Origin of the sequence: Couchioplanes caeruleus, from assembly GCF_003751945.1 — a bacterium.
In the GTDB taxonomy this organism is placed as follows: Bacteria; Actinomycetota; Actinomycetes; order Mycobacteriales; family Micromonosporaceae; genus Actinoplanes; species Actinoplanes caeruleus.
On record NZ_RJKL01000001.1, the window covers coordinates 2,064,397 to 2,088,933 of the forward strand.

Here is a 24,537-nt window from a genome sequence, read left to right on the forward strand (position 1 = left end):
CGAAAGTAAAGGTTCCGTCCTCGGAAAGTCGTCGATCTCCGGCTCGCACGATCGTGCGATGACGGCGTTCGCAGGTTTGGCCGTCGCGCTCATCGGGGTAACCGGCTGCTCCGCGTGACCAGCGGCGGGGAGAAAGACCGGATCCGACGATGAGTGTGCTGACTGCCCGCTTCGACGTGCCGTTGGGTGCCCACGCGCCCCGCACGGCACGGCACGCCACGACGGCCGTGCTCACGGGCTGGGGATATCGGGACGACATCTGGCTCGACCAGGCGGCCGTGGTGATCAGCGAGCTGGTGACCAACGCCGTACGCCACGGCGGCGGGTGCGTCGAGGTGAGCATGGAGTGCCACCACGGCCGGGTCACCCTGTTGGTCGCCGACGGCTCGTCGGTCGTGCCGCGGCGCCGCGACGCCGACTCCTGCGGGGGCCGCGGGCTCGCGCTCATCGAGGCACTGACGACCCGCTGGGGAGTCCGCGACCACCAGGGCGGAAAGCAGGTCTGGGCCGATCTCCTCCCCTGCCCGGCCGGGCACCGGGCTCACCGCTCGTAGACGTCCGGAATCTCGTTGCCGTCGGCGTCGACCTGCTCCGCCTCGTGCAGACGCCGATAGGTGCGGTTCCGCAGACGCAGGATGACCGTCGCGAGCACCGCCGCCGTCAGCGAGCCGGTCAACACGGCCACCTTGACGTGGGCGTCGCGTGCCGTGCCGGCGCCGAACGCCAGCTCGCCGATCAGCAGGGACACGGTGAAACCGATCCCGCCGAGCACCGCCAGCGCGACGACGTCGATCCAGGCCAGCCCGGCGTCGATCGTCGCCCGGGTGAACCTGGCCGCCAGCCAGGTCGCGAGCGTGATGCCGACCGGCTTGCCCACGACCAGGCCCAGCACGACCCCGATCGCCACCGGGTCGGTGAGCGCCGAGAACAGCCCGTCCAGGCCGCCGACCGTGACGCCGGCCGACATCAGCGCGAAGACCGGCACCGCGAACCCGGCGGACAGCGGACGGAACCGGTGCTCGAAGTGCTCCGCGAGGCCCGGCTCGTCGGCCCCGTCGCGGCGCAGCACCGGCACCGCGAAGCCCATGAGGACGCCGGCGACGGTGGCGTGCACGCCGGACGCGTGCACCAGCGCCCAGGCGGCGCAGGCGAGCGGGAGCAGCAGCCACCACGACCGGACCCGGCGCTGCACCAGCACGGTGAACAGGACGAGCGGGACGAGGGCCAGCCCGAGCGGCAGCACCGCGAGATCGGCGGTGTAGAACAGCGCGATGATCACGATGGCCAGCAGGTCGTCGACCACCGCGAGGGTGAGCAGGAACGTCCGCAGCGCCGTCGGCAGGTGGCGCCCGACGACCGCGAGCACGGCCAGAGCGAAGGCGATGTCGGTGGCGGTCGGGATCGCCCAGCCCTGGGCCGCGCCACCCAGGTTCGCGGCCGTGTAGAACAACGCCGGCACGGCCACGCCGCCGGCCGCGGCCGCCACCGGCACCGCCGCCCGGCGTACATCGCGTAGGTCGCCGGCGACGAACTCGCGCTTGAGCTCGAGACCGGCGACGAAGAAGAAGATCGCCAGCAGGCCGTCGGCGGCCCACGTGGCCAGGGAGAGGTCGAGGTGCCAGGCGGCCGGCCCGACCCTGAGACCGAGCAGAGCGTGATAGCTGTCCGCCCACGACGAGTTGGCCCAGACGAGCGCGATCAGCGCCCCGGCGAGCAGCAGCGCCCCGCCGATCGTCTCCTTGCGCAGCACGTCGGCGATCCGCCGGGCCTCGGGCCACGAACCGCGACTGAACAGGTTGGGGGTCACAAGGCTCCGTTTCCGGGGTCGGTCGATCCACTTGCCGACCAGACTTCCCGGCGCACCGCCGCCAACCCTACCGGCTGACGGCGCCACGCGACCCGCGATCACGGCAGTCGCGACGTCCAGAGCAGGCTCAGCAACGCCGCCGCGAGGCCCAGCAGCAGCGCCGCGCCGGCGTACCACTGGGTGATCTCCTCGGGTTGCACCCGGTGCCCGATCGAGCTGCCCATGTCCTCGTAGACCTGCTTGAGCTCGCTGACCGAGGCGGCCTCGTAGAAGTACCCCTTGGTCTTCTCCGCGAGCTGCTGCAACGACAGCCGATCCACCGGTACGCGTTGCAGCACGCCCCGGATGTCGACGACGCCGGAGTCCGTGCCGAAGGCGATCGTCGAGACCGGGACGTTCGCCGCCGAGGCGGCCGTCGCGGCATCCTCCACCGAGCGCCCCGACGTGCGGTAACCGTCGGAGAGCAGCACGATCCGCGCTGGCGGCGCGCCGTCGGCCCCGTCGGCCGGCACCGAGCGGATCGCGTCCAGCGACGTGAACACCGCCTCGCCGGTCGCCGTCGCCTCGGCCAGCGTCAGCCCGTCGATGCCGGCGATCACCGCCGCGCGGTCCTTCGTCGGGGAGACCAGCACGTTCGCGGCCTTGGCGAACGACACCAGGCCCAGGTTGTACGTCGGCGGCAGCTCCTGGACGAACGCCTTGGCCGCCTCCTGCGCCGCCTCGATGCGGTTCGGCGCGACGTCGTCGGCCTCCATCGACAGCGACACGTCGATCGCCAGCATGACCGTGGCCCGCTCCAGCGGCTCCTCCCGGTCGACCGACGGGCGCGCCATCGCCAGGGCGAGCACGAACAGGCTGAGCAGGGAGGCCCCGGCGGCCACGTGCCGGCGCCAGCCCAGACCCTTCGGCGCGAGCGAGCGCAGCAGGTCCACGTTGGTGAACTTCATCGCGTACTGGCGCCGGCGGAACTGGCGCCAGACGTAGGCGGCTACCACCAGCAGGACCGGCAGCGCGGCGAGCAGCCACCACGGCTGCAGAAAACGGATCATCGGGTGGTCCCCCGGGTGCGAGCGTGTCGTTGGGCCGCGACGAAACGGACCATGTCCAGCAGCCAGTCGGTATCCGTACGCAGTCTCAGGTGGGCGGCCCCGGCCGCGCGCAGCGCACGCGCGATCTCGCCGCGCTGCTGCCCGGCCGCCTCGGCGTAGCGGGCCCGCAGCGCCGGATCGGCCGTCTGCACCTCGTGCAGCGCACCGGTCTCCGGGTCGGCCAGGGTCAGCACGCCGACGTCCGGCAGCTCCAGTTCCCGGGGGTCCACGACCTCGATCGCCAGGACGTCGTGGCGCACCGCGAGCTTGCGCACGGGCCGCGCCCAGCCCTCGACCGGTGCCAGGAAGTCCGAGACGACCACGGCGACACCCCGGCGGCGCGGTGGGCGGTTCAGCATGTCGATCAGCTCGCCCAGGTCGGTGCGGCCGGGCCTGATCTCCGTACGCGCGATGGCCCGCAGCAGCCCCTGCGCCTCCTTGCGCCCGGGTCGCGCGGGCAGGCGCACGACCGGCGCGGGCGTGGGCACGGCCGCGGGCGGGCGCTTGCGACGCAGCCAGCCGAGGCCGCCGCCCCCGGGCTCGGCGGCCACCTGCCCCGAGCCGGTGCCGACGACGGCACCGATCCGGTTGCCGCCGCGCACGGTGAGGTGCGCCATCGCGGTGGCCGCCGCCAGCACCAGGTCGCTCTTGAGGCACCGGGCGGTACCGAAGTCGAGACTTGCCGAGAGGTCGATCGCCATCCACGTCTCGAGCTCGCGGTCGGCGACCGTACGCCGGACGTGCGGCAGCGTCGTGCGGGCGGTGACCGGCCAGTCCATGCGGCGTACGTCGTCGCCGGGGCGGTACTCCCGGCTCTCCCCCGCCTCGCTGCCCGGCCCGGGCAGCAGGCCGGCGTAGTCGCCCTGGAGCAGCCCGTCGAGCTTGCGGGTCACCAGCAGTTGCAGGCGCGAGAGGACTGCCTCGGCACGCGCCGAGCCGGGCCCGGCGGTCGGGGACGGGATGTCGGCTGTCGTCACGAGTGGACCGTCACTGCTGTCCCGGCCACGCGGAGTGCGGCGGGTGCTGCTGCGCGCCGTACGCCGGGCCGCCGCTCCCCGGGGCGAGGGTGCCGAATGCCGGCGCGGGGGTGCCGAACGCCGGGGCTCCGCTCGCCGGAGCCGGAATGCCGGATGCGGGCGCTACGTGGCCGTTGACCGCCGCGTCCTGCCGGGAGGCCACCGACGGCGCCGGCACGCTGGCCATGATCCGGGCCACGATGTGGTCGGCCGGGATGTCGTCGGCGAGCGCGTCGTAGCTGAGAACGAGCCGGTGCCGCAGGATGTCCGGCGCGATGTCCTGCACGTCCTGCGGCAGCGCATAGTCCCGGCCGCGCAGCAGCGCCAGGGCCCGGGTGGCGCGCACGATGCCGAGTGAGGCGCGCGGGCTGGCGCCGTACTGGATGAACTGGGCGACGTCCGGCATGCCGTGCTGGGCCGGGGCGCGGGTGGCCAGCACGAGCCGCACGGTGTAGTCGACCAGCGCGTTGTGGACGAAAACCTGGTCGGCGCGGCGCTGCAGGCCGAGCAGATCCTCGGACGTGAAGATCGGCTTGGGTTCGGGTGCGCTGACGCCCATCCGGTAGACGATCTCGCGTTCCTCGGCGTCGGTCGGGTAGCCCACGAGGATCTTCATCAGGAAGCGGTCACGCTGGGCCTCCGGCAGCGGGTAGACACCCTCCTGCTCGATGGGGTTCTGCGTCGCCATCACCAGGAACGGGTCCGGCACGCGGTGGCTCTCGCCGCCGATCGACACCTGGTGCTCGGCCATGACCTCGAGCAGCGCCGACTGCACCTTCGCCGGTGCCCGGTTGATCTCGTCGGCAAGCAGGAAGTTGACGAACACCGGACCGAGCTCGACGTCGAACTTCTCGCTGGACTGCCGGTAGATCCGGGTGCCGACGATGTCGGCGGGCACCAGGTCGGGGGTGAACTGGACGCGGGAGAACGTGCCGCCGACCACCCGTGCCAGGGTCTCCACCGCGAGCGTCTTGGCCACGCCGGGCACGCCCTCGAGCAGGCAGTGCCCCCGGGCCAGCAGCGCGACGAACATCCGCTCGACCATCCGGTCCTGCCCGACGATGACCCGCTTCACCTCGAACATGGCCCGCTCGAGCTGGGTGGCGTCCTGCGCGGGCGGCACCGGCGCACCCCCGGCAGGCTCGGTCGCGCCGGGGGTGCCGGTCATGCCGGTCGCGCCGGTCGTGCCCTCGGGTGTGGTCGGGTCGGCCACCGGTCCTCCAACAGCGTGTCGCACTTCGCGGTCTGCGCCGGCGCGGGTGCCGACGCTCAAGACTTACACGACCATGCGCCGAAGCGGTCCGGCGGAGCCGTATTACGCGCCGACCACAAGGGTACGAACATGTCGATCTTTCTGCGCGATGCGCACGGACGGGCACGCCCATCGGGTAGACGCCGGGCCGGATGAGCCGTGTAACATTCAGCGCGTCGCCGGGCGACTTCCCCCGTGGTCGCCCGGCGCTCAACTCCCCTCCGGCCCTCGATAGGCTCCCGGAGTGGTCGAGGAGCTTGCACCCCAGTGTTCCGCCAAGGGCTGCCGCGCGGCCGCCGAGTGGGAGCTGCGGTGGAACAACCCCCGGCTGCATACGCCGGATTACCGCAAGACCTGGCTCGCCTGTGCGCGGCACCGCGAAACCCTCGGCGACTTCCTGGGCGTTCGGGGTTTCCTGCGCGAGGTGACCGAGTTCCGCACCACGGCCTAGGCTTGCGTCGTGACCGAGCCCAGCGCACCGGTGAGCCCCGCCGCCCCGGCACCGACACCCGCCGGCCCCACCGCTGCAAGCCCGGCCGCCGACCCCACCGCTGCAAGCCCGGCCGCCGGCTCCGCCGCCCCAGGCCCGCTCCCTGCGATCACTGCGCTGGAGCCGTGGCCGGACACGGTCGACTGGCGTCCGGTCTCCCCGAAGCTGATCACTGTGGAGCTGCTCGAACGCGCGGCCTGGATCGTGGTCCTGCTCGCCGGGCTGACGACCGGCTGGGTGATCACCGCTTCCCGGCTCTGGCCGGCGGCCATGGCGGCGGTCCTGCTGCTCGGGATCTGGCGCTGCCTCGTCACCGTGCGCGCCGTCCGGGCCTGGGGCTACGCCGAGCGCGACAACGACCTGCTGGTCCGGCACGGCCTGGTGATCCGCCGGCTCTCGATCGTCCCGTACGCCCGGATGCAGTTCGTCGACGTGACGGCCGGACCGCTCGAGCGCGCGTTCCAGTTGGCCACCGTCCAGTTGCACACCGCCTCGGCGGCGAGTGACGCCAGGATTCCCGGGTTGCCTCCGGAGGAGGCGGCCCGGCTGCGCGACCGCCTGACCGCGCTCGGCGAGGACCGGGCCGAGGGCCTGTGACCGCGCCGCCGGAAGCCGTACGTCAGGGTGACGAACCGCGCAAGCGCCTGCACCCGCTCAGCCCGCTCCTGCACGGTGCCAAGTCCATCGCCGTCATCGTGGCCGCACTGAGCTGGCAGACGCTCTCCCAGGTCGGTCTGGAGCGTTTCGCCCTCGTCGTCGCCGTGCTCGCGGTCGGCGTGGTGGTCTTCTCCGTGGTCGGGTGGCTCAACACCGGCTACCACGTCGTCGGCCGCGAGCTACGGATCCAGGACGGGCTGCTGTGGCGCCGCAACCGGGCCATCCCGCTCGACCGGCTGCAGGCCGTCGAGCTGCGCCGCCCCCTGCTCGCCCGGCTCACCGGCCTGGCCGAGCTGCGCCTCGAGGTGGTCGGCGGCGGCAAGACCGAGGCGCCGCTGGCCTACCTGACCGTACGGGAGGCCGCCGCGCTGCGCGGACGGCTGCTGGCTCTCGCCGGACGGGCCCCGGACCCCGCGGATCCGGCGGCCGCCGAGCACGCCGGACCGGCGCCCGAACGGCCGCTGTTCCGCGTCGCCAACCGGGACCTGTTGATCAGCCAGTCACTGACCCCGCAGGCGTTCTTCCTGCCCATCGGCGTGGCCTTCGTGGTCATGCAGTTCATCCTCGACGGCTCGTGGACCTTCGTCGGCATCGCGAGCACCGTCACCGCGATGGCCGGCGTCATCCTGCAGCCGATCCGCCGCGTGCTGCAGGATTGGGACTTCCGGCTGGCGCATGACGCCGAGGGCCGGCTGGCGGTCCACTACGGCCTGCTGGAGACGCGCAGCCAGATCGTGCCGCTGCACCGGGTGCAGACCATCGGCGTGACCTGGCCGCTGCTGTGGCGGGTGAAGGATTGGTTGCACCTGCGCCTCGACATCGCCGGGTACGGCGGACCGCAGTCCGGCGACGCCAAGCACTCGGACCGGCTGCTGCCCGTCGGCGACTTCCAGGCGGCACGGCAACTGGTCTTCCAGGTGCTGCCCGGCGTCGACCTGGCGGCGCTGGCCACCGTGACACCGCCGCCCCGGGCCCGCTGGAAGCACCCGATCGGCCTGCGCTACCTCGGCATCGGTCTGACGGCCGAGGTGTTCGTGTCGCGTTCGGGCCTGCTGACCCGGGAGATGACGCTGGTGCCGTACGCCCGCCTGCAGAGCGTGCGGGTGCTGCAGGGGCCGGTTCAGCGGCTGCTGGGCCTGGCGTCGGTCTACGCGGACACCGCGGGCGGACGATCCGGCGTGGCCGAGGACCGGGACCTGGCGGAGGCCTGGTGGCTCGCGGAGCAGTTGTCGATCCGGGCCCGCGCGGCCCGCGGCCCGGCGCCTCTACTGACGTCCACGACGACGGCCGGTCCGCGCGACACACCTGATGCCGCGCGACACCCCTAAGCTGGTGCCATGGAGCTTCCGGAGTTCACCGCCGGTCTCAGCGCACGGGTCGAGCTGACCGTCACCGATGCCGACACCGCCCAGTCCCTCGGCTCCGGCGACGTGCCGGTGCTCGGCACACCCCGGGTCCTGGCCCTTGCCGAGGCCGCCACGGTCGCCGCGACGGCCCGGCAGATGCCGGGCGGTGTCACGACGGTCGGCACCCGCGCCGAGGTCGAGCACCGGGCGCCGACGCCGGTGGGGCGCCACGTCACCGCCCTGGCCACGTTGGCCAAGGTGGACGGCCGCACGCTGCACTTCGACGTCGTCCTCCGCGACGGCGAGGAGCTGGTGGCCGAGGTCCGCGTCGAGCGGGTGATGCTCGACCGCCAGCGGTTCATCGCCAAGGCGCTGGGCGAGGCGTGAGGCCCCGGCTCAGATCAGGGCGCCCCAGCGGGCGGTGAGCTCGTCCTGCGTCGGCATGGCCACCGCGCCGCCGTGGCGTTCGCAGACCAGGCCCGCCACCGCGAGCGCGAAGGTCACGTACTGCTGCCAGCCGGCAACGCCGTCCGGCACGCCTCCGGCGAGCAGGCGGCGCACGAGGGCGGCCATGACCGAGTCGCCGGCGCCGGTCGCGTCGATCGCGGTGACCGCCGGGGCGTTCAGCATCGCCGACCCGTCCGCCGCCGCCACGTAGGCACCCTGGGAGCCGCAGGTCACGACCACCGCGCGGGCGCCGAGCCCGAGGATGCGATCGGCGGCCGCCGCCGGAGTCGCGCCGTCCCACAGGACGCCGGCGTCCGCGGAGCTGAGCTTCACCAGGTCCGCCGTCGCGAAGAACTCCTCGACCAGGTCGCGCAGGGCGCCGACCGCCGCGGCGTCCGGCAGGAGCTTCGGGCGTACGTTGGGATCGAAGACCCGCAGCGGACCCGGCACGGACCAGGCCTTGCGGGCCGCCGCCTGGAAGGGCTCGCGCATCAGCGCGATGGAGCCGGCGTAGAGCACGTCGGCGCCCGCGACGGTCGCCTCGTCGACGTCCTCCGGGCGCACCAGCGAATACGACGGGGGTTCGCCGTAGAACTGGAAGGTCGGCTCCGCGCCCTCGAAGGTGGTGACCGCCAGGGTGGTGGGCACCGGCACCCGGGTCGTCGAGGCGGTGCCGACCCCGGTCTGGCGCAGGAACGCGGCGATCCGGTCGCCGAGCGTGTCGTTGCCGAGCGAGCCGACGTAGCGGACCTCGCCGCCGAGGCGGGTGGCGCCGACCGCCACGTTCAGGGGCGCGCCGCCGATCGCCTGCCGGTAGATCAGCTCACCGTCACGCACGGTTTCCAGGAGATCCACGAGCGCTTCCCCGAGCACCACCGCGTAACCCATGTACGAGCCCTCCACGTTCCACCGCCGTCTGTCCGTCACCCTGCCGCCCGCGGTGGGAGAAAGCTAGCACTCGGCGGATGCTCGCCCGATATGCCGGTTTTTGGCATACTTCGCCCATGCGCCGTCCTCTGCCGTTCCTCACCGTCGCCCTGGCCGCGCTCGCCGGCTGCTCGGGGACGGGCGGCACCGTCCCCGCCACCACTCCCCCGTCACCGCCGCCGGCCGGCACCCCCTGGATCGTCTCCAGCGGCATTCCCGACCCGGACGCCTCGAACCCCCCGCTCCCGACCCCCTCCGGCCAGGCGCCGCTGACCGTGGGCACGGCGTCCGGCACCTTCCAGCCCGCCCCGGAGGGCACCCAGGCCATCACCTATGACTCGACGGCGGTTCCGCCGGGTGCGACGGCCCAGGTCAGCGTCGCCACGACCACCCAGGGGATCCGCGTACGGCTGGCCGTCACGGGCCTGGTCAGCCGCCGGGCGTACGGGGCGCACCTGCACACGAAGACCTGTACCTCCGTGCCGGACGACGCCGGCCCGCACTACCAGCACCAGGCGGACCCTTCGCAGCCGTCGGTCGACCCGGCGTTCGCCAACCCTCGCAACGAGGTGTGGCTGGACTTCACCACCGATCCTCGCGGCGCCGCCACGATCGCGGCGCAGCAGAGCTGGACGTTCGATCCGGTGCGCCCTCCGCGGTCGCTCGTGCTGCATGCGCAGCTCACCCGTACCGATCCCGGGAAGGCCGGGACCGCCGGTGCGCGAGTGGCCTGCCTGACCCTGCGCGGCTGAATGTCGCCGATCACGCCGCGCTTCGCCCGCCGAGGCACTCCGCCCGCGAAATCCGTCGCACCGAGGCGGTAACGTCAGGGACGCCACGCGGGAGAAGGGAGAGCCACCATGGCCGAGCAAGGCGAGAGCACGACGGCGGCGAAGACGGAATCGCACGACCCCGACTTCCCCGAGGCGTTCCTGCAATTCATGCGCAGCGGCTGGCGGGAGGACGCGCTCGACGTCACCGCCCGGCCCGAGGCGCCCCACTACGCCAAGCGCCGCGCGGCGCTCTCCGACGCCTTCCCCGGCGAGACGCTGATCATCCCCACCGGCAACGAGAAGGTGCGCGCCAACGACACCGACTACCCGTTCCGGCCCGGCAGCGACTTCGTCTACCTGACCGGCGACAGCGACCCCGACGGCGTGCTGGTCCTGCGCCCCAGCGGCTCGGGCCACGACGCGGTCCTCTACACCCACGACCGCAACTCCAAGGCGACCGACGCCTTCTTCCGCAGCCGCAACGGCGAACTGTGGGTCGGTCGCCGGCACACCCTCGGCGAGAAGTCGGCCGAGCTGGGCATCGAGACCGCGTCCTACACCGGGCTCGGCCGGGCGCTGGCCGACTGCGCGCCGGGCCGCACCCGGGTGCTGCGCGGGCTCGACGCCGCCGTCGATCGGGCCGTGCTGCCCTACGACCCCGACCCTGCGCTCCGGCGTGACCGGGCCCTCGCCAGCGTGATCTCCGAGCTCAAGCTGGTCAAGGACGAGTGGGAGATCGCCCAGCTCCAGGAGGCGATCGACGCGACGGTCCGCGGCTTCGAGGACGTGGCGCGCATCCTGCCCGCCGACCGCGGCGTCAAGGAGCGCCTGCTGGAGGGCGTCTTCGCGCTGCGCGCCCGCACGGACGGCAACGACGTCGGCTACGGCAGCATCGTCGGCGCCGGGGCGCACGCGACGATCCTGCACTGGGTCCGCAACACCGGCGTCACCGTCCCGGGCGAGCTGCTGCTCATGGACATGGGCGTCGAGGCCCGCTCGTTCTACACCGCCGACGTCACCCGCACCGTCCCGGTCTCCGGCACCTTCACGCCGCTGCAACGCCAGGTCTACGACATCGTGCACGCCTCGCAGCAGGCCGGCATGGACGCGATCAAGCCCGGCGTGAAGTTCCACGACGTCCACCAGACCTGCATGCGCGTGCTCGCCGAGGGCCTGCACGACCTGGGCCTGCTGCCGGTCAGCGTCGACGAGGCGATGTCCGAGCAGTCCACGGTCTACCGCCGCTGGACGCTGCACGGCTTCGGCCACATGCTCGGCATCGACGTCCACGACTGCTCGGCCGCCCGGAAGGAAACCTACCGCGACGGCCCGCTCCAGGAGGGCTACGTCCTGACCGTCGAGCCGGGTCTCTACTTCCAGCCCGAGGACGACCTGGTCCCCGAGGAGCTCCGCGGCGTCGGCGTCCGCATCGAGGACGACGTCCTGGTCACCGCCGACGGCTGCCGCAACCTGTCGGCCGGCCTGCCCCGCTCCTCCGCCGAGGTGGAGTCCTGGCTGGTCGCGCAGCGAGAGGCCGGCCCCCGCCTCCCGGAGTGATCCGGCGGCCCTCGCCGACGCCGGCCCCGCCCGGCTCTCGCCGACGCAAGCCCCGGCCCGGCTCCCGCACGGGGCCGGGCCGCTGGTCAGCCCGGCCTCGCACCCGGCGTGCACACCGACACTCACCGTGGCTGTCCACCGCCGGTCCGGGGCGCCGAGGGCACTTCCTCGTCTCCCCCGCCGCACCGGCCTAAGCGCGTGCCTCCCCGTGGGGCGGTCAGCTCATCACCTCGCCGACCGTACGGACTTCCATGCCCCGAACCTTGATTGCCCGCATGATCTTCGCGAAGTCGTCCCGATGGCACTCGGAGCTGTTCGCCGGTGTCGTCGTGACGACCCGGTGGAAGCAGAGGATGAGCCAGCCACCGGCGTACTGGGCGCGGTCGAGCAGGCCACCCGGGCCGATCAGGGTGTCCGGGTTCGACATCCCCTTCTGTGTGGAGCTGATGCCGGTAAGGGAGCGCAGCCGCATCGGCATCGGCGGCGGGGTGCACTCCCGGTTGTCCTCGGCGAGGATCGACCGGCCGGTAGAGAAGTAACGCTGCACGATCGCCTCGACGCTGTGGCCGTCGGTCGTCTTCCCGAACTGGCCGCCGGGATAGGCGAACGAGTCGCTGTGGAAGTTGTTCTCCCTCATCCAGCCGCGCAGCGCGCCGGCGTCCTTGTCGACCACCTCAGCGCTCACACCGCTGTAGCGGGCGGCATGCACGGCGCCTTCATAGGAGTGCCCGGCCACCTCCCACCCGGACAGGTTCTGCGCCGCCCGCAGCTGGTCCGTCGTGAACTTGCCGCCCGTGTTGATCTGGTCGGCGATCGTGTACGTGGTTCCGCGAAAGTCGTATTTGTCCATCAGCGGACGGCCGTTGGTGAAAACGTCCTGCCACGAGTCGTCGAAGGTGATTGACACCAGCCCGTTGGAATAGGTGGAGTTGGTGTCCGGGACGATCTCGACCGCCTGGAGCCGGACGGTGCACGGGCCCGTGCCGGCGTCGATCACCGAGAACCGCATGTCGGTGAACCCGGCCTGGACGGAGGGCACACGGACCGCATTGATCTTGTACGTCCCGCTGGAGGCGTTGAGGTCACCCCACTGCAGGGTGACCGCCACCCATTCGCCGGACTGCACCCAGTTCTGCTTGTTCGAGTGCGTGTGCACCCGCCACCGGAAGGCGTTGGCCAGGCCGGACGTACCGACGTAGAAGTTGATCCAGCGCAGCTTGTTCACGTCGGACACCTTGAAGATCAGGCGGATGGCCTTACCCTTCAGGTTCACCGCTGGGCCGCCCAGCCGCTCCACGCTGGCCTGGTCGGCATTGGTCCCGTCCTCGCCCGCCTTCCCGGCGGTGGTCAGCGAAACCGACTGCGTGCCGCGTACGAACTCGGTGGTGTCGTCGAGGATGACCTTCTCGACGTTGCCGCCGGTGGCGGTCCAGCCATGGCCCTTCTGGAAGTTCTGCGACCAGGACGCCGGAGTCAATGCCGCAACGGAGAAGGGCGCGCTGAGCCACACGGGGCGGGCCGATCCGCTGTTGAAGATCCTGGTACCCAGTATGGTGGCACCGGCCCCGGCGACCACCGCGCCAGCTCCGACCGCACTCGCCTTGAGCAGGGATCGCCGCGACGGGGTTCGGTGGGACGTGCGCCGTACTGGATCACTCATGGCCGCCACATTAGTACCCGGTCGACCGGCAGGAGATCCCGGTGCTAGTGGCCCCCCTTTCACGATCTGGGCCTGTAGTACAAGGCTTACCGACAGCGATGAAGAACCGTCGATCGCCTCGGCGAACTGGTCGTTTCCGGGCGCCGCGCCCTTGCCGCCGGCGCGCAGCGGATCGGCATTGTCGATCGACCCCGGGGCGGACTGGAACCCAGGCCCTGTGCAGGTGGAGAGCAACCAGCCGACCCTGTTCGAACAACTCGAACGGCTGCCCTGGCGCAGATCCCGGCCGGTGACCGGACGCGCGACCGCGGTCACGGCCGATCCGAGACACGCACCGTCGAAGCCGTCACCGTCGCCGCGCCCGGCGGCATCGGATTGCCGCACGCCGAGCAGGCCGTACGGATCACCCGAACCGCCGTCGAGGCCGACCTCCATCACGAGTTAATTTCTTGCGGGCTACGGAAGAATTTACATGGGCAAGGCATCGGTAACCGTCACTTAACGACATGCGGCGAGACTCCCCTGCGGCCGTGGGAACACCGCGGCCGCGCAGAGGGGGTAGATCGTTGTCTGTCCACCGCCGGCCGGGAAGTGCGCTTGTTGCGGCGCTCGTCCTGGCGTTGACCACCGTCGCGGTGCCCGCATACGCGGCCTCCGGCGACTCCAAACTCGAGCCGGAGCTGCGTGCCCAGCTCGCGGAGAACCGCAGCACCACCTTCTGGGTGGTGCTCAGGGATCGGGCCGACCTGGGCCCGGCCCGGCGCGCCGCCCGCGACGAGCGGGCCGCCCGCGTGTACCGGGCCGCCACCGAGCACGCCGCGCGCAGCCAGGCTCCGGTACGCGCGCTGCTGGCGTCCCGCGGGGCGCGCTTCACGCCGTACTGGATCGCCAACACCATCCGGGTCACGGGGGACGCCCGCCTTGCTGCGGCCGTCGCCGAACGGCCCGAGGTCAGCCGGGTGCTCGCGGACAAGGTGGTCCCGCTGCCCAAGCTGACGCCCGCCGCCACGCTCCCCCGCGTCCGCAGCGGCACGCAGAATGCCGAGTGGAACCTCGCTCGCGTCCAGGCGCCGCGGGTGTGGGACGACATGAGCGTCCGCGGCGACGGGGTCATCGTCGCCACCGTCGACACCGGCGTGCAGTACGACCACCCGGCGCTGGCCGCGAGCTACCGGGGCCGGGCGGCGGACGGCACGCTCCAGCACGACTACTCCTGGTTCGACCCGACCGGCCTGTGCGTGGACGGCGTACCGTGCGACAACGCCGGGCACGGCACCCACACGACCGGCACGATGGTCGGTCTCGACGGCGACCATGCGATCGGCGTGGCGCCCGGCGCCCGGTGGATCGCCGCCAAGGGTTGCGAGTCGCATGCCTGCTCCACCGCCTCGCTGCTCGCCGCCGGCCAGTGGATCGTCGCGCCGACCGACCGGGCCGGGAACATCCCGCGGCCCGACCTCGCCCCCGACGTGGTGAACAACTCCTGGGGCGGCTGGGGGTTCGACCCCTGGTACTCGCAGATCGTCGACGCGTGGCTGGCGGCCGGCATCTTCCCGGCCTTCTCCAACGGCAACGCCGGGCCCGGGTGTGCCAGCGCCGGCTCTCCGGGCAACTACACCGCGGCGTACGCCAGCGGCGCCCACGACGCGGCCGGCGCGATCGCCTCCTTCTCCAGCCGGGGTGGCGGCCAGGACGACACCGTCAAGCCCGACATCGCCGCGCCCGGGGTCGACGTCGTCTCCAGCGTTCCCGGCGGATATGCCAGCTTCAGCGGGACCTCGATGGCGTCGCCGCACACCGCGGCGACGGTCGCCCTGCTCTGGTCGGCGGTGCCGGGCCTGCGACGCGACGTCGCCACGACCCGGCAGGTGCTCGACGCCACCGCCACGGACACCGACGACACGTCGTGCGGCGGCACCCCGGCCGACAACCATGTGTACGGCGAGGGCCGGCTCGACGCGTACGCGGCGGTGTCCGGGGCCCGGCAGCCGTCCGGCGTGCTCATCGGCACCGTGATGGCGGAGGGCGCCGCACTGTCCGGGGCGACGGTCTCCGTCTCCGGCCCGGTGGCGCGGCAGGGCACCGCCGGGGCCGACGGCGCATACCGGCTGGCGCTCCTTCCGCCGGGCACCTACGAGGCCACCGTCACCCGGTACGGCTACCGCGCCACCACCCGTACGGTGGTCGTCGATGCCGGGGAGACCGCCCGGCTCGACGCGACCCTCGACCCTGCACCGGTCGCGACCCTGACCGGGACGGTGACCGGTGCGCAGGGGCCGGTGGCCGGCGCGACGGTCAGGTTCGCCGGCACGCCCGCGGCCACCCGGACCGACGCGGACGGCCGGTTCGGCCTGACCGCGCCGACGGGCCGGTACGACCTGCGGGTGGAGCCGCGCGACGGCTGCGACGGCGTCCGTACCCGCGGCGTCGACTTCACCGCCGACATGTCGGTCGACCTCACGCTGCCGGCCCACCGCGACGCCTACGGGTACTCGTGCGGGGCGACCACCGGCGGCTACGCCGAGGGCACCCGACGGCTGGAGCCGGACGTTCCCGACGACGGAACGGCCCGGATCGACCTGCCGTTCCCGATGACGTACTACGGGCATCCGCAGTCGGCGGCGTGGGTGTCGACCAACGGCCAGATCGCGTTCGGCGGGCCGGAGACCGCGTTCACCAACCTCGCCATCCCGGACCCGCTGCCACCCAACCACATGATCTCCGCGTTCTGGGACGACCTCTACGTCGACGAGCTGGGCGGCATCTACACCGGGATCGGCACCGACACGGTGGTCATCGAGTGGCGCAACGTGCGGTTCTACGGTGACCCGTCGCAGCGCATCTCGATCAGCGTGGTGCTCGGCCGCGACGGCACGATCGCCGTGCACCACCGGGGCCTGCAGGGTGCCCTCTCCGACGGCGGCAGCGCCACCATCGGCATCGAGAACGCCGACGGCACGGACGGGTTGCAGTTCTCGTACGGCGCCGGCGTGGTCAGCGAGGGCGGCGGCGTGATCTTCCGCCCGCCCGGCGCCCCGGGTCCGCGGGTCCTCGGCCGCTGAAAGACGACCGCCCCCGGCCGGACCGTGCCGGTCGGGGGCGGTCCCCGCGTCGCCTACGCCGGCGTCAGCCGCGACGGGTCCACTCGGGAGCGCTGCCCGTGAACCGCTTGACCGGGTCTCCGTTGGCGGAGATCGCGTACGCAGGCGCGCCCCCGTCGGAGAATCCGTGGAGGGTGATCGACTGCATGTTCCAGTTGTCGTTGGTCTCGAAGGTGCCGTTGTGGGAGATCATCCGCACCCTGATGCCGGTCACGGAGCAGCTGTTCACGTGCCAGTTGGTGTTCTGGTACGAGATCGAGTACGTACGGTTGCTCCAGTTCGGGATCCCACCCCACACGTGCTGGAGCTCCGTGTCGCCACCGGGCGTGCCGGTCAGCCACACGACGACCTCCGAGTTGTGCCGCAGGTCGTCACCCCCGGACCCGAGGGTCAGGGTGAAGGCGCGCATCTCGGCACAGGCGCCGATGCGACCCGCCTGGGCGGGTGAGGCGGTGGCGGCGAATCCCGCGGTGACGAGCAGAGCGGCGGTGACCCCGGTGATCGCGCGCTTCAGTGCCCGTACGGATTGCATGGCCATGGTGGAGATCCTTTCGTTGCCGGCCCTCGTTGCCGGACGTGCCGTTGACGATCGGGCCCACGGAGCTCGGCCGGAAAGGGGTGGCGGGGTTATCCGGACGAGCCCGGACGGCTGCCGGACCAGGTGGGACGGTTATCCGGACGAGGCCGTACGGCACGGCGGCCGGTAGCCGATGCCGGGGAAGTGACGGTCCCACTCGGCGCGGGTGACGGTGGGGTGGGCGAGCGCGCACACGCGGTCGGCGATCCGTTCGGGGTCCAGGTCCCAGATACGGACCGTGCCGTCGGCGCTCGCCGTGGCCAGGTGGTGAGCGTCGGAGGTGAACGTCAGGGTGTTGACGGTGGCGGTGTGACCGGTCAGGGTGGCGAGTTTCACAGGCCGGCCGGGGTCGCCGACGTCCCACAACCGCACGGTGTGGTCGCCACTGCTGCTGGCCAGGGTGCGGCCGTCCGGACTGAACGTGACTTCCTCGAGGTAACTGGTGTGCCCGGTCAGTGTGGCGAGGGCGGACGGATGGTAGGGGTCGGTCACGTCCCAGAGACGGATGGTGCCGTCGTTGGCGCCGGTCGCGAGGAGCCGCCCGACCGGACTGAATGCGACGGTGTTGACCGCGTCGGTATGGCCGGCGAGTGTCGACGCCTCGATCGGGCGGCGGGGGTCCGTCAGGTCCCACAACCGTGCCGTGTGGTCAAGGCTGGCGGTCGCGAGGAGCCGGCTGTCGGCGCTGAAGAGGGCCGTGTTCAGCGCGTTGGTGTGACTCGACATCGACAACGTGGACAGGGCGGCCGGGCGGCGGGCATCGGTGACGTCCCACAGTCGAGCGGTCCGGCTTCGCGCGCCGAGCACGGCCAGCAGGCTCCCGCCGGGGCTGCACACGGGCAGGGGCACGTCGTCGGCCGGGCCGTGGGGCAGACGCGCCAGCTCCGTGACGTGCCGTATGTCGCCCAGGTCGGACAACCGTACGGCGGTCGCCGTCGCGGTGACGAGCAGCCGGGAGCCGCGGCAGAAGGCCACCGCACCCTCCGCCGGGACGTCGGTCGGATCGGTCATCCGTGACCGGTCGTCGACCGTCCAGGTCCTCACCGTCGGAGTCTGGCCGGGTCCGAGGAGCAGCCGGCGGTTCTCCGGGCCGAACCGGAGCTGACGAACCGCATCGGGTTGGCCGGTCGGTGCCGGGCCGGTCAGCTCCCACAGCCGGACCGTGTAGTCGTAGCTTCCGGTGGCCAGGCTGCGGCCGTCCGGGCTGAACGCGACGCCGGCGATGGCGTTCGTGTCGCCGCGTTCGTCGGTGGGACGGTCGAGGGTGGTGACCGCCACCGGCTTGCGGGGATTCGTCACGTTCCACAGCCTCGCCGTGGCGTCGCCGCCGCCCGTGGCCAGGGTCCGGCCGTCCGGGCTGAACGCCACGGAGTACACCAGGCCGGTGTGGTCGCTCAGGACGCTCGATGCGGTGCCGGCCCGTGCGGTGATGTCGGTGAGGCTCCACAGCCGTGCGGTGCGGTCGTAGCTTCCGGTGGCCAGGGTCCGGCTGTCGGGACCGAACGCGATCGCGCTCACCGCGTCGGTGTGTCCCGTCAGCATGGCGGTGACGGCGGGACGCAGCGGATCGGTGACGTCCCAGAGCCGGACATCACGTTCGTCGCCGGCGGCCAGGGTGCGGCCGTCCGGGCTGAACGCCACGGAGAACATCGCCCGCTTGCCGGTGAGTGTGGCGAGCGGCCGAGGGTGTCGCCGGTCCGTGACGTCCCACAGCCGGACGGTGCGGTCACTGCTCGCCGTGGCCAGCGTGCGGCCGTCCGGGCTGACCGCCGCCTGGTTGACGGCGTCGGCATGACCGGTCAGGACGGTGATCCGGGTCGCGTGGCTCGGGTCACGGACGTCCCACAGGCCTACCGTGCGATCGGCGCTGGTGGTGACGAGGGTGGCGCCGTCCGGGCTGAACGCCACCGACGACACGTAGTCCGACGCCGCGTCGAGCGCGGCCCGCAGCGTGGGGCGGTGCGGGTGGGTGGTGTCCCACAGCCGTACGGTCCGGTCGCTGCTCGCACTGGCGAGGAGCCGGTGGTCGGGGCTGAACTTCACGGCGTGCACGTACCCGGTGTGCCCGGTCAACCGGATGAAGTACGGCGCGGCGAACGAGCTGAGCAGCGCACCCCGCGCTTGCGGGGTGCGGGCCAGGCGGTACGCGGCGAGACTCAACTGGTTGGCCAGGGCCGGGTTGTCGCCCCGGAGCAGGTGGACCTCCTCGGCGACCTGCCGGGATACGGCCTCGTCCCGCTGCTGGGTCGAGATCCGCTGGGCCCGGACCGCCAGCACGGTCATGGTCGTGGCAAGCAGGAACAGTACGGTGAGCCCGGCGACCAACTGGCGCAGGCGGCGGGTCCGGCGCCGATCGGCGTGCTGCTCGGCGAGCTCGCGGGACACCGAGGCGGCCAGGAAGTCGCGGGCCACCGGGCTCAGCGCCGGCGCGCCGGAGCGCTGCGCCCAATCCCGTGCCACCGCGAGCCGGGCACCCCGGTACAGGGCTGCGGGGTCACGCTGTTCACGCTGCCAGGTGGTGGCGGCCTCGACGAGGTGGCGGCGGGTGAGCATGCCCGCGCGGTCGATCTCCAGCCAGCCGCGGAGCAGGGGCCAGGCGGTCAGCAGCGCCTCGTGGCTGAGCTGGATCCGGTCGGCGTCCACGGTGATCAGTCGCTGGGCGACGAAGCGGTCGAGCACCTCGGTGACCTGGCCCGTCGAGCCGTCGCACTCGGTGACGAGCTCGGCCCACTCGCGGCGGCGCCGGGTGTCCGGAGCGTCCGCGGCGATGTGGACCAGGCCGAGGAACACCTGCCGCGCGAGGTGGCGCTGATGTTCGTCGAACTCCGCGTAGACCTCGTCGGCGGAGGCCGCGACGGCGCGGTCGATTCCGCCGACCTCACGGTAGTCGGCGACCGTGAGCCGGCGGTCGCGGCTGTGCCGCCACGTCGCGAGCAGCGCGTGGGACAGCAGCGGGAGTACGGCAGCGTCGGGCGTCCGGGTGGGACCGTCGCCAGGGCCGCCGGAGCCGACCTCGCTGAGCAGCAACTCGACGAGACCGTCCGTCACCTCGACGCCGGCTTTGCGGGCCGGTTCGGTGATCGCGCGGCGCAGGTCCGCGTCCGCCATCGGCGTGACGGTGAGCTGGTGGGCGCAGACCGCGGCGACGAGCTCGCGGTGGCGCAGCAGCGGGGCGTAGAAGTCGGCCCGTAGCCCGATCACGACCAGGGCCGGGCCCCGCTCGGCGGCGGCACACAGTGCGGTGACGAATGCCTGCCGCTGCGCCCCGTCGAGGCAGTTGGTGAAGATCTCCTCGAACTGGTCGACCACGAGCAGCAGGCGGTGCCGGTCGGGATCGGCGCGGTGGGCGTGATCCGCCGCGCGGGTGGGGCGGTCGCGCAGGTCGGACGCCACGTCCTCGGCCGGCAGGCCGGTCGCGGCGGCGAGCTGGGCCGCGAGTTCGTCGAGGGGCGACCGGCCGGGGGTGAACAGCCGTACCGACCAACCGTCGCCGGCGAGCTTGCCGTGCCGGACCGCGGGGATCAGCCCGGCGCGCAGCAGCGACGACTTCCCCGAACCGGACGCGCCGACGACGACCTGCATCCCGCCACCCGCCTCGTACGCGGTGGCGAGTCGTTCGATGAGCTGAGCGGTCAGGGTCTCGCGTCCGAAGAACCATTCCGCGTGCTCGGGTTCGAAGCTCGCCAGGCCCCGGTACGGTTCCGGGCCCTGCGCACGAGGACCCGGTGCCCGCCGTACGCGCTGCCAGACCGCTACCCATGCGGAGATCGGCTCCGGCTCGGTGACGCCGCACGCCTGAAGTACCTGGACGAAGAGCTCACGCGACGACGCGGCGGGCAAGCCACGGCCGGCGAACCAGTCTCCGATGGTGCTGTGATGGCGATAGCTACCGGTCCGGGCCGCGACCTGACGGACGCTGAGCCCCGCCTCCTGGCGCAGCAGGGTCAGCTCCCGGCCGAAGTCGTCCCGGGTCACGATCCGCTCCGGATTCGGGGCATCCGGTCCGGGCCTCTCCGTGGCCGCCAAACCCCGTTCCGCCATCTGGCATTCTCCGTCCATCCCGATCGCCGTCGACGAATGTCGATGCATCCGACTCGGGGGCGGACATTACCGTGACACCACGGCGGAACCGTAAGCGGACGACAACTGTAAGTCAGGGACGGCGGAGGATGCGGACCCGGCCACCGGCCTGGAGGGCCACCGACCCGGCGACGCGCCGCAGGGCGGGCAGGCGGCGGGTGCGGGGCGCCGACCGGCCGTCGTAGCGCATCGCCGCCTCCCGCGCGGCGAGCTCGGCCGCGGCGGCCGCCGGCAGGGCGCCGCGTCCGGCGAGGTCGCGGGCCAGGTCCCAGCCGTCGCGTAGGGAACCCCGGGTAGGGCGGGTCGCGGCCCACCCGGCCCACGCGCCCGGCCACCGCGGGCCCAGGGCCGTGGCCAGCTCGGGCCACTGCCGCGCAACCTCGCCGGCCCGCTTGCGCAGCAGCGCGACCCGCGCGATCTCGACCAGCCGGGCGTCGAAACCCGGGGGTACGGGCGCGCCCGAGGTCAGCGCTGCCACGAGCGCCGCCTGCCGCGCGGCCAGGGACGTCATGTGATCGCCGGGTAGCCGGATGCGGCGGCGATCGCGTCCAGTTCCTCCGTCAGCTCCGCGGCCGGCGGGTAGGCGCCGTCGCGCTCCAGCATCAGCGCCGGGGGACGGTGCCGCCGGCAGAGCTCCGCGACGAGGTCGAGCACCTCCGGCGGCACGGCGTCGGTGTGCGTGTCGTGGTAGACGCCGTCGTGCGCCGAGCCGCCGGCCACGTGGCAGTACGCGATCCGTTCGAGCGGCAGCCGGTCGAGCAGGGCCGCCGGGTCGGTGCCGCGGTTGCGCGCGTTGGCGTACACGTTCGCCACGTCGAGCAGCAGCAGGGCGTCCGTACGCTCGAGGATCTCGCTCAGGAACGCACCCTCGTCGAGCTCGTCGTCCGGCCAGTCGAACAGCGCGGCGATCGGTTCGAGCGCGAGCGGCACGTCCAGATCCTCGCGGGTACGCCGCACATTGGCGACCACCGCGTCGACGGCCTCCCGGCTGCGGGGCACGGGAAGGAGATGCCCGGCCTCCACCCCGCCGGCCCGGACGAACGCGATGTGCTCGCTGACCAGCGGGGCGCCGAGCCGCCGGGCCACCGCCGCCAGATGGGCGACCCGGGCCGGCTCGACCGGCTCCGCGCCGCCGAGGGACAGCTTGACGCCGTGCGGGATCACGGCGACGCCGCGTTCGCGCAGCTCGGCGAGGCCTCGTGGCAGCTCCGCGTGCGCGTGCACCGACTCGGCGACGACCTCGGCGAAGCGCAGCCCGGGAAGTCCGGCGACGTAGCCGGAGATCTCGGGGCGCCAGCCGATGCCGACGCCGTACGCGGGCAGGCTCACCCGCCGCACCCGCCTCCACCGCCGCCACAGGAGGAGGAACCGCCTCCGCAGGAGGAGGAACTGCTGCTACCGCACGAAGAGGTGGAGGTCCAGCCGCTCGTGCCGCCGGAAGCGGCGGCGCGCTGGATCTCCGCCTCCGCCGCGAAGGCCGGGTCCATCGTGTAGAGCGTGGCCGCGCCGAACAGGGCCACGCCCATCGCCGCGCCCGCCGCGCCGTAGGTGGCGTAGGACGGGGACTGGCGGGGCGAAAGGTGATCGTGGCGGCGCCGGAGCTCACCCATGGCTTTGCTGGCGCCGTAGGTCCTGCGGCGGGTGACCCGGCCCAGTGCGATCGTGAGGATGACGGCGGGAATCAGGGCGACGACGAGGAAGCCGATCGGCTTGTCGCCGGCGAATCCGGCGTAGAGCCGGGCGGCGCCCAGCAGGATCAGTGCCAGGCCGGCGAACATCCACGACCTGGCCGCGCGTGCCTTCGCCGCGCTGACGGCGAGCCCGCTCTGCTCCAGGCCGTCGCGGAGCTGGCCCAACGCCGAGCGTACCCAGGCGTCGGTGAACACCTCGCGGGCGCGGATCCGGCGGCCCGCGGCGTTGTAGACGGCGGTGTCGAGCGGGGTCACGCCGGCGGGCATCGGACCGCTCTGAGCGAGATTCCTGCCCGCCGAGCTGCGGATGGCACCGGCGGCGCGCAGCCCGGCGAGCGACGCGTAGACCGCGAGCTTGTCGCCGCCGTTGAGGTAGGCGATCTGCTGCGGCCCGAGCGTGCTGACGATGGCGTCGCGAGGGCCGGCGAACAGGATGCGGCGGTGGACGACCGCGATGATCGCCACGGCGACCATCGCGGCGACGTAGAGCAGGAGGAAGGTCGGACCGGGGATGCCCCAGGTGTCGCCTTGTGCTTCGAGGGCCATGTGTGACCTCCCGGGTTCGCAGGGTTGCTGGCCCTCATTGTGCAGATCTATGCAACATCCAGGTCACGGCCGCCTGACGGCTTCCTCCACGACGTCGAGAACCCGGCCCAGCTCCCCCGCCGGGCGGCCGGTGGCCAGATGCAGCACGAGCCCGTCGTACGCCAGCTCGAGGAACTGCGTCAGCACGTCGACCGGCACGTCGTCGCGCAGCACGCGGGCGTCGCGCTGGCGCTGCAGGCGTTCCCGGGTGGCGGACTCGATCGCGGCGGCCCGCTCGGTCCAGCGCTTGGCGAACTCGGGGTCGGTGCGCAGCCGGCGCGAGACCTCGAGCTGGGTGCCGAGCCAGCCGGCGGTGTCGCCGCTCGCCCCGGCCCGCTCCAGCAGGTCGCGCATGACCTGGACGAGGCCGTTACGGGCGACGGTCTCGACCATCGCGGCGGCGTCGTCCTCGGCCACGGCCAGGAACAGCGAGTCCTTGTCCCGGAAGTGGTGGAAGATCGCGCCCCGGGACAGGCCGGTGGCCTCCTCGAGGCGGCGCACGGTGGCGCCCTCGTAGCCGTACCGCGCGAAGCATCCGCGGGCCGCGGCGAGGATTTCGTGGCGGCGGGCCTCTAGCTGGTCCTGACTTACCCTGGGCACGGAAGCGATGGTGTCACGCCCTCGGTCGCGCTTGCAATCCGTACGTACGGCTTGGCAGTTCGGCCTCAGCCTCCTGATGGTGCAAAAAGACCCGGCAGACCGACCCGAGTTAGCACTCGTGGGCTGTTCGCTGCCGTATTCACTCACGTACAGTGCCCGGGTGCCTCTCGTCTTCCTCGCCCTGGACGACACCCTGCTCGACCGCAGCGGTGCGTTCAAGTTGTGGGCGAAGGGGTTCCTCGACGAGATCGCGGCGCCACAGGAAGACCTCGACTGGTTACTGTCCGTGGACGCCGACGGCCTCACCTCCCGGTGGGATCTCGCCGACCTGATCCGCGACCGCTACCAGCTCGACGTCCCCTCCATCGATCTGATGGAGGAGCTGCATGAAGGGCCGCTCGCCTACGAGCGCCTCGACCCGCTCGTCGCCTGCGCGCTGCAGATCGCCGGTGACGCCGGATGGGTGCCGGTCGTGGTCACCAACGGTCCCCATGAGCAGCAGGAATCCCGGATCCGGCGCACCGGGTTGGACCGCTACATCGCCGACTGGGTCATCTCCGAGCAGGCCGGGGTGAGCAAGCCCAACCCGCGCATCTTCGCGCTCGCCGCCCAGCGGGTCCGGATGCGGCTGAGCGGGGCCTGGATCTGCGGCGACAGCCCCGAGGCCGACATCGGCGGCGCGGCCGCGATGGGACTACCCAGCGTGTGGTTGCACCGAGGCCGGGAGTGGATCGACAACCGCTTCGCGCCGACCCGCGTGGTGGGCAACGTCATCCAGGGCCTGTCCGCCATCATGGCGACCGCTAAATAGGTTGCGTGACCCGGGATCACCCGACAGAGTGCTCCCGTACGTGTTCCGCGAGATTCCTCGAGAGAGAAGGGG

The 24,537-nt window shown here is 72.6% G+C and carries 21 protein-coding genes; 9 read left to right on the plus strand and 12 right to left on the minus strand.

Annotated features, from left to right (window positions below):
* Positions 1 to 149: 149 nt before the first annotated feature.
* Positions 150 to 554, plus strand: coding sequence for an ATP-binding protein (locus EDD30_RS08920; protein WP_071809500.1), 405 nt, complete (start codon positions 150 to 152; stop codon positions 552 to 554).
* Here the strand turns inward: EDD30_RS08920 and nhaA are convergent.
* The 4 genes from nhaA to EDD30_RS08940 all read right to left on the minus strand — a co-directional run bounded on the left by nhaA (position 542) and on the right by EDD30_RS08940 (position 5,079).
* Positions 542 to 1,807 carry a Na+/H+ antiporter NhaA gene (nhaA, locus tag EDD30_RS08925; RefSeq protein WP_071809499.1) on the minus strand — a complete coding sequence of 422 codons (1,266 nt, stop codon included), beginning with the start codon at positions 1,805 to 1,807 and terminating at the stop codon, positions 542 to 544. The genes EDD30_RS08920 and nhaA overlap by 13 nt on opposite strands.
* Before the next feature lie 98 nt (positions 1,808 to 1,905).
* Entirely contained in the window at positions 1,906 to 2,856 is a 951-nt protein-coding gene (locus EDD30_RS08930; RefSeq protein ID WP_071809498.1) for a 26S proteasome regulatory subunit RPN10, read from the minus strand.
* Positions 2,853 to 3,872, minus strand: coding sequence for a DUF58 domain-containing protein (locus EDD30_RS08935; protein ID WP_071809497.1), 1,020 nt, complete (start codon positions 3,870 to 3,872; stop codon positions 2,853 to 2,855). Before EDD30_RS08935 ends, EDD30_RS08930 begins: the two co-directional genes overlap by 4 nt.
* A 10-nt stretch (positions 3,873 to 3,882) precedes the next feature.
* Positions 3,883 to 5,079, minus strand: coding sequence for an AAA family ATPase (locus EDD30_RS08940; protein WP_071809512.1), 1,197 nt, complete (start codon positions 5,077 to 5,079; stop codon positions 3,883 to 3,885).
* Positions 5,080 to 5,407: 328 nt separating this feature from the next.
* On the opposite strand from EDD30_RS08940, the gene EDD30_RS08945 reads away from it, so the two are divergent.
* From EDD30_RS08945 to EDD30_RS08960, 4 genes are read left to right on the plus strand one after another with little or no spacing between them, the layout of a single operon-like run.
* The gene (locus EDD30_RS08945; protein ID WP_071809496.1) at positions 5,408 to 5,614 is read left to right on the plus strand and encodes a hypothetical protein; all 207 of its coding nucleotides are present in this window, start codon (positions 5,408 to 5,410) and stop codon (positions 5,612 to 5,614) included.
* A 30-nt stretch (positions 5,615 to 5,644) separates the two neighbouring features.
* On the plus strand, positions 5,645 to 6,250 hold the full coding sequence (locus EDD30_RS08950) for a PH domain-containing protein (protein WP_084557735.1): 606 nt from the start codon (positions 5,645 to 5,647) through the stop codon (positions 6,248 to 6,250).
* On the plus strand, positions 6,247 to 7,638 hold the full coding sequence (locus EDD30_RS08955) for a PH domain-containing protein (RefSeq protein ID WP_071809495.1): 1,392 nt from the start codon (positions 6,247 to 6,249) through the stop codon (positions 7,636 to 7,638). The genes EDD30_RS08950 and EDD30_RS08955 overlap by 4 nt, the downstream gene beginning before the upstream one ends.
* Before the next feature lie 9 nt (positions 7,639 to 7,647).
* Positions 7,648 to 8,043 carry a thioesterase family protein gene (locus EDD30_RS08960; RefSeq protein WP_071809494.1) on the plus strand — a complete coding sequence of 132 codons (396 nt, stop codon included), beginning with the start codon at positions 7,648 to 7,650 and terminating at the stop codon, positions 8,041 to 8,043.
* Between the two features lie 9 nt (positions 8,044 to 8,052).
* Here the strand turns inward: EDD30_RS08960 and EDD30_RS08965 are convergent, their stop codons facing one another.
* Positions 8,053 to 8,991 (minus strand): carbohydrate kinase family protein, encoded by a 939-nt coding sequence (locus EDD30_RS08965; protein WP_123678188.1) that lies wholly within the window; start codon positions 8,989 to 8,991, stop codon positions 8,053 to 8,055.
* A 116-nt stretch (positions 8,992 to 9,107) separates the two neighbouring features.
* Between EDD30_RS08965 and EDD30_RS08970 the strand changes: the two genes are divergently transcribed.
* Entirely contained in the window at positions 9,108 to 9,782 is a 675-nt protein-coding gene (locus tag EDD30_RS08970; protein ID WP_084556678.1) for a superoxide dismutase family protein, read from the plus strand.
* 108 nt (positions 9,783 to 9,890) lie between these two features.
* Positions 9,891 to 11,360 carry an aminopeptidase P family protein gene (locus tag EDD30_RS08975; RefSeq protein ID WP_071807316.1) on the plus strand — a complete coding sequence of 490 codons (1,470 nt, stop codon included), beginning with the start codon at positions 9,891 to 9,893 and terminating at the stop codon, positions 11,358 to 11,360.
* A 217-nt stretch (positions 11,361 to 11,577) separates the two neighbouring features.
* Here the strand turns inward: EDD30_RS08975 and EDD30_RS08980 are convergent, their stop codons facing one another.
* Positions 11,578 to 13,455 carry a polysaccharide deacetylase family protein gene (locus tag EDD30_RS08980; protein WP_244945578.1) on the minus strand — a complete coding sequence of 626 codons (1,878 nt, stop codon included), beginning with the start codon at positions 13,453 to 13,455 and terminating at the stop codon, positions 11,578 to 11,580.
* A gap of 131 nt (positions 13,456 to 13,586) precedes the next feature.
* On the opposite strand from EDD30_RS08980, the gene EDD30_RS08990 reads away from it, so the two are divergent.
* The gene (locus EDD30_RS08990) at positions 13,587 to 16,082 is read left to right on the plus strand and encodes a S8 family serine peptidase (RefSeq protein WP_071807318.1); all 2,496 of its coding nucleotides are present in this window, start codon (positions 13,587 to 13,589) and stop codon (positions 16,080 to 16,082) included.
* A gap of 64 nt (positions 16,083 to 16,146) precedes the next feature.
* Here EDD30_RS08990 and EDD30_RS08995 read toward each other — a convergent pair whose 3' ends face one another.
* The 6 genes from EDD30_RS08995 to EDD30_RS09020 form a co-directional block, all read right to left on the minus strand.
* On the minus strand, positions 16,147 to 16,659 hold the full coding sequence (locus tag EDD30_RS08995) for a hypothetical protein (protein ID WP_071807319.1): 513 nt from the start codon (positions 16,657 to 16,659) through the stop codon (positions 16,147 to 16,149).
* Between the two features lie 132 nt (positions 16,660 to 16,791).
* Positions 16,792 to 20,673 carry an nSTAND1 domain-containing NTPase gene (locus EDD30_RS09000; RefSeq protein ID WP_170047456.1) on the minus strand — a complete coding sequence of 1,294 codons (3,882 nt, stop codon included), beginning with the start codon at positions 20,671 to 20,673 and terminating at the stop codon, positions 16,792 to 16,794.
* Positions 20,674 to 20,851: 178 nt separating this feature from the next.
* A complete protein-coding gene (locus tag EDD30_RS09005) occupies positions 20,852 to 21,289 on the minus strand; it encodes an SCO6045 C-terminal-like domain-containing protein (RefSeq protein WP_071807320.1) in 438 nt (145 codons plus the stop codon).
* Complete coding sequence (locus EDD30_RS09010) at positions 21,286 to 22,107, minus strand: MbnB/TglH/ChrH family RiPP precursor modification enzyme (RefSeq protein WP_071807329.1); 822 nt, start codon at positions 22,105 to 22,107, stop codon at positions 21,286 to 21,288. The genes EDD30_RS09005 and EDD30_RS09010 overlap by 4 nt, the downstream gene beginning before the upstream one ends.
* Positions 22,104 to 23,015 carry a TIGR04222 domain-containing membrane protein gene (locus EDD30_RS09015; protein WP_071807321.1) on the minus strand — a complete coding sequence of 304 codons (912 nt, stop codon included), beginning with the start codon at positions 23,013 to 23,015 and terminating at the stop codon, positions 22,104 to 22,106. The genes EDD30_RS09010 and EDD30_RS09015 overlap by 4 nt, the downstream gene beginning before the upstream one ends.
* 63 nt (positions 23,016 to 23,078) lie before the next feature.
* Positions 23,079 to 23,654 carry a TetR/AcrR family transcriptional regulator gene (locus EDD30_RS09020; protein WP_071807322.1) on the minus strand — a complete coding sequence of 192 codons (576 nt, stop codon included), beginning with the start codon at positions 23,652 to 23,654 and terminating at the stop codon, positions 23,079 to 23,081.
* Positions 23,655 to 23,814: 160 nt separating this feature from the next.
* Here EDD30_RS09020 and EDD30_RS09025 point away from each other — a divergent pair, with 160 nt between their 5' ends.
* Positions 23,815 to 24,465 carry an HAD family hydrolase gene (locus EDD30_RS09025; protein ID WP_071807330.1) on the plus strand — a complete coding sequence of 217 codons (651 nt, stop codon included), beginning with the start codon at positions 23,815 to 23,817 and terminating at the stop codon, positions 24,463 to 24,465.
* Positions 24,466 to 24,537 lie beyond the last annotated feature (72 nt).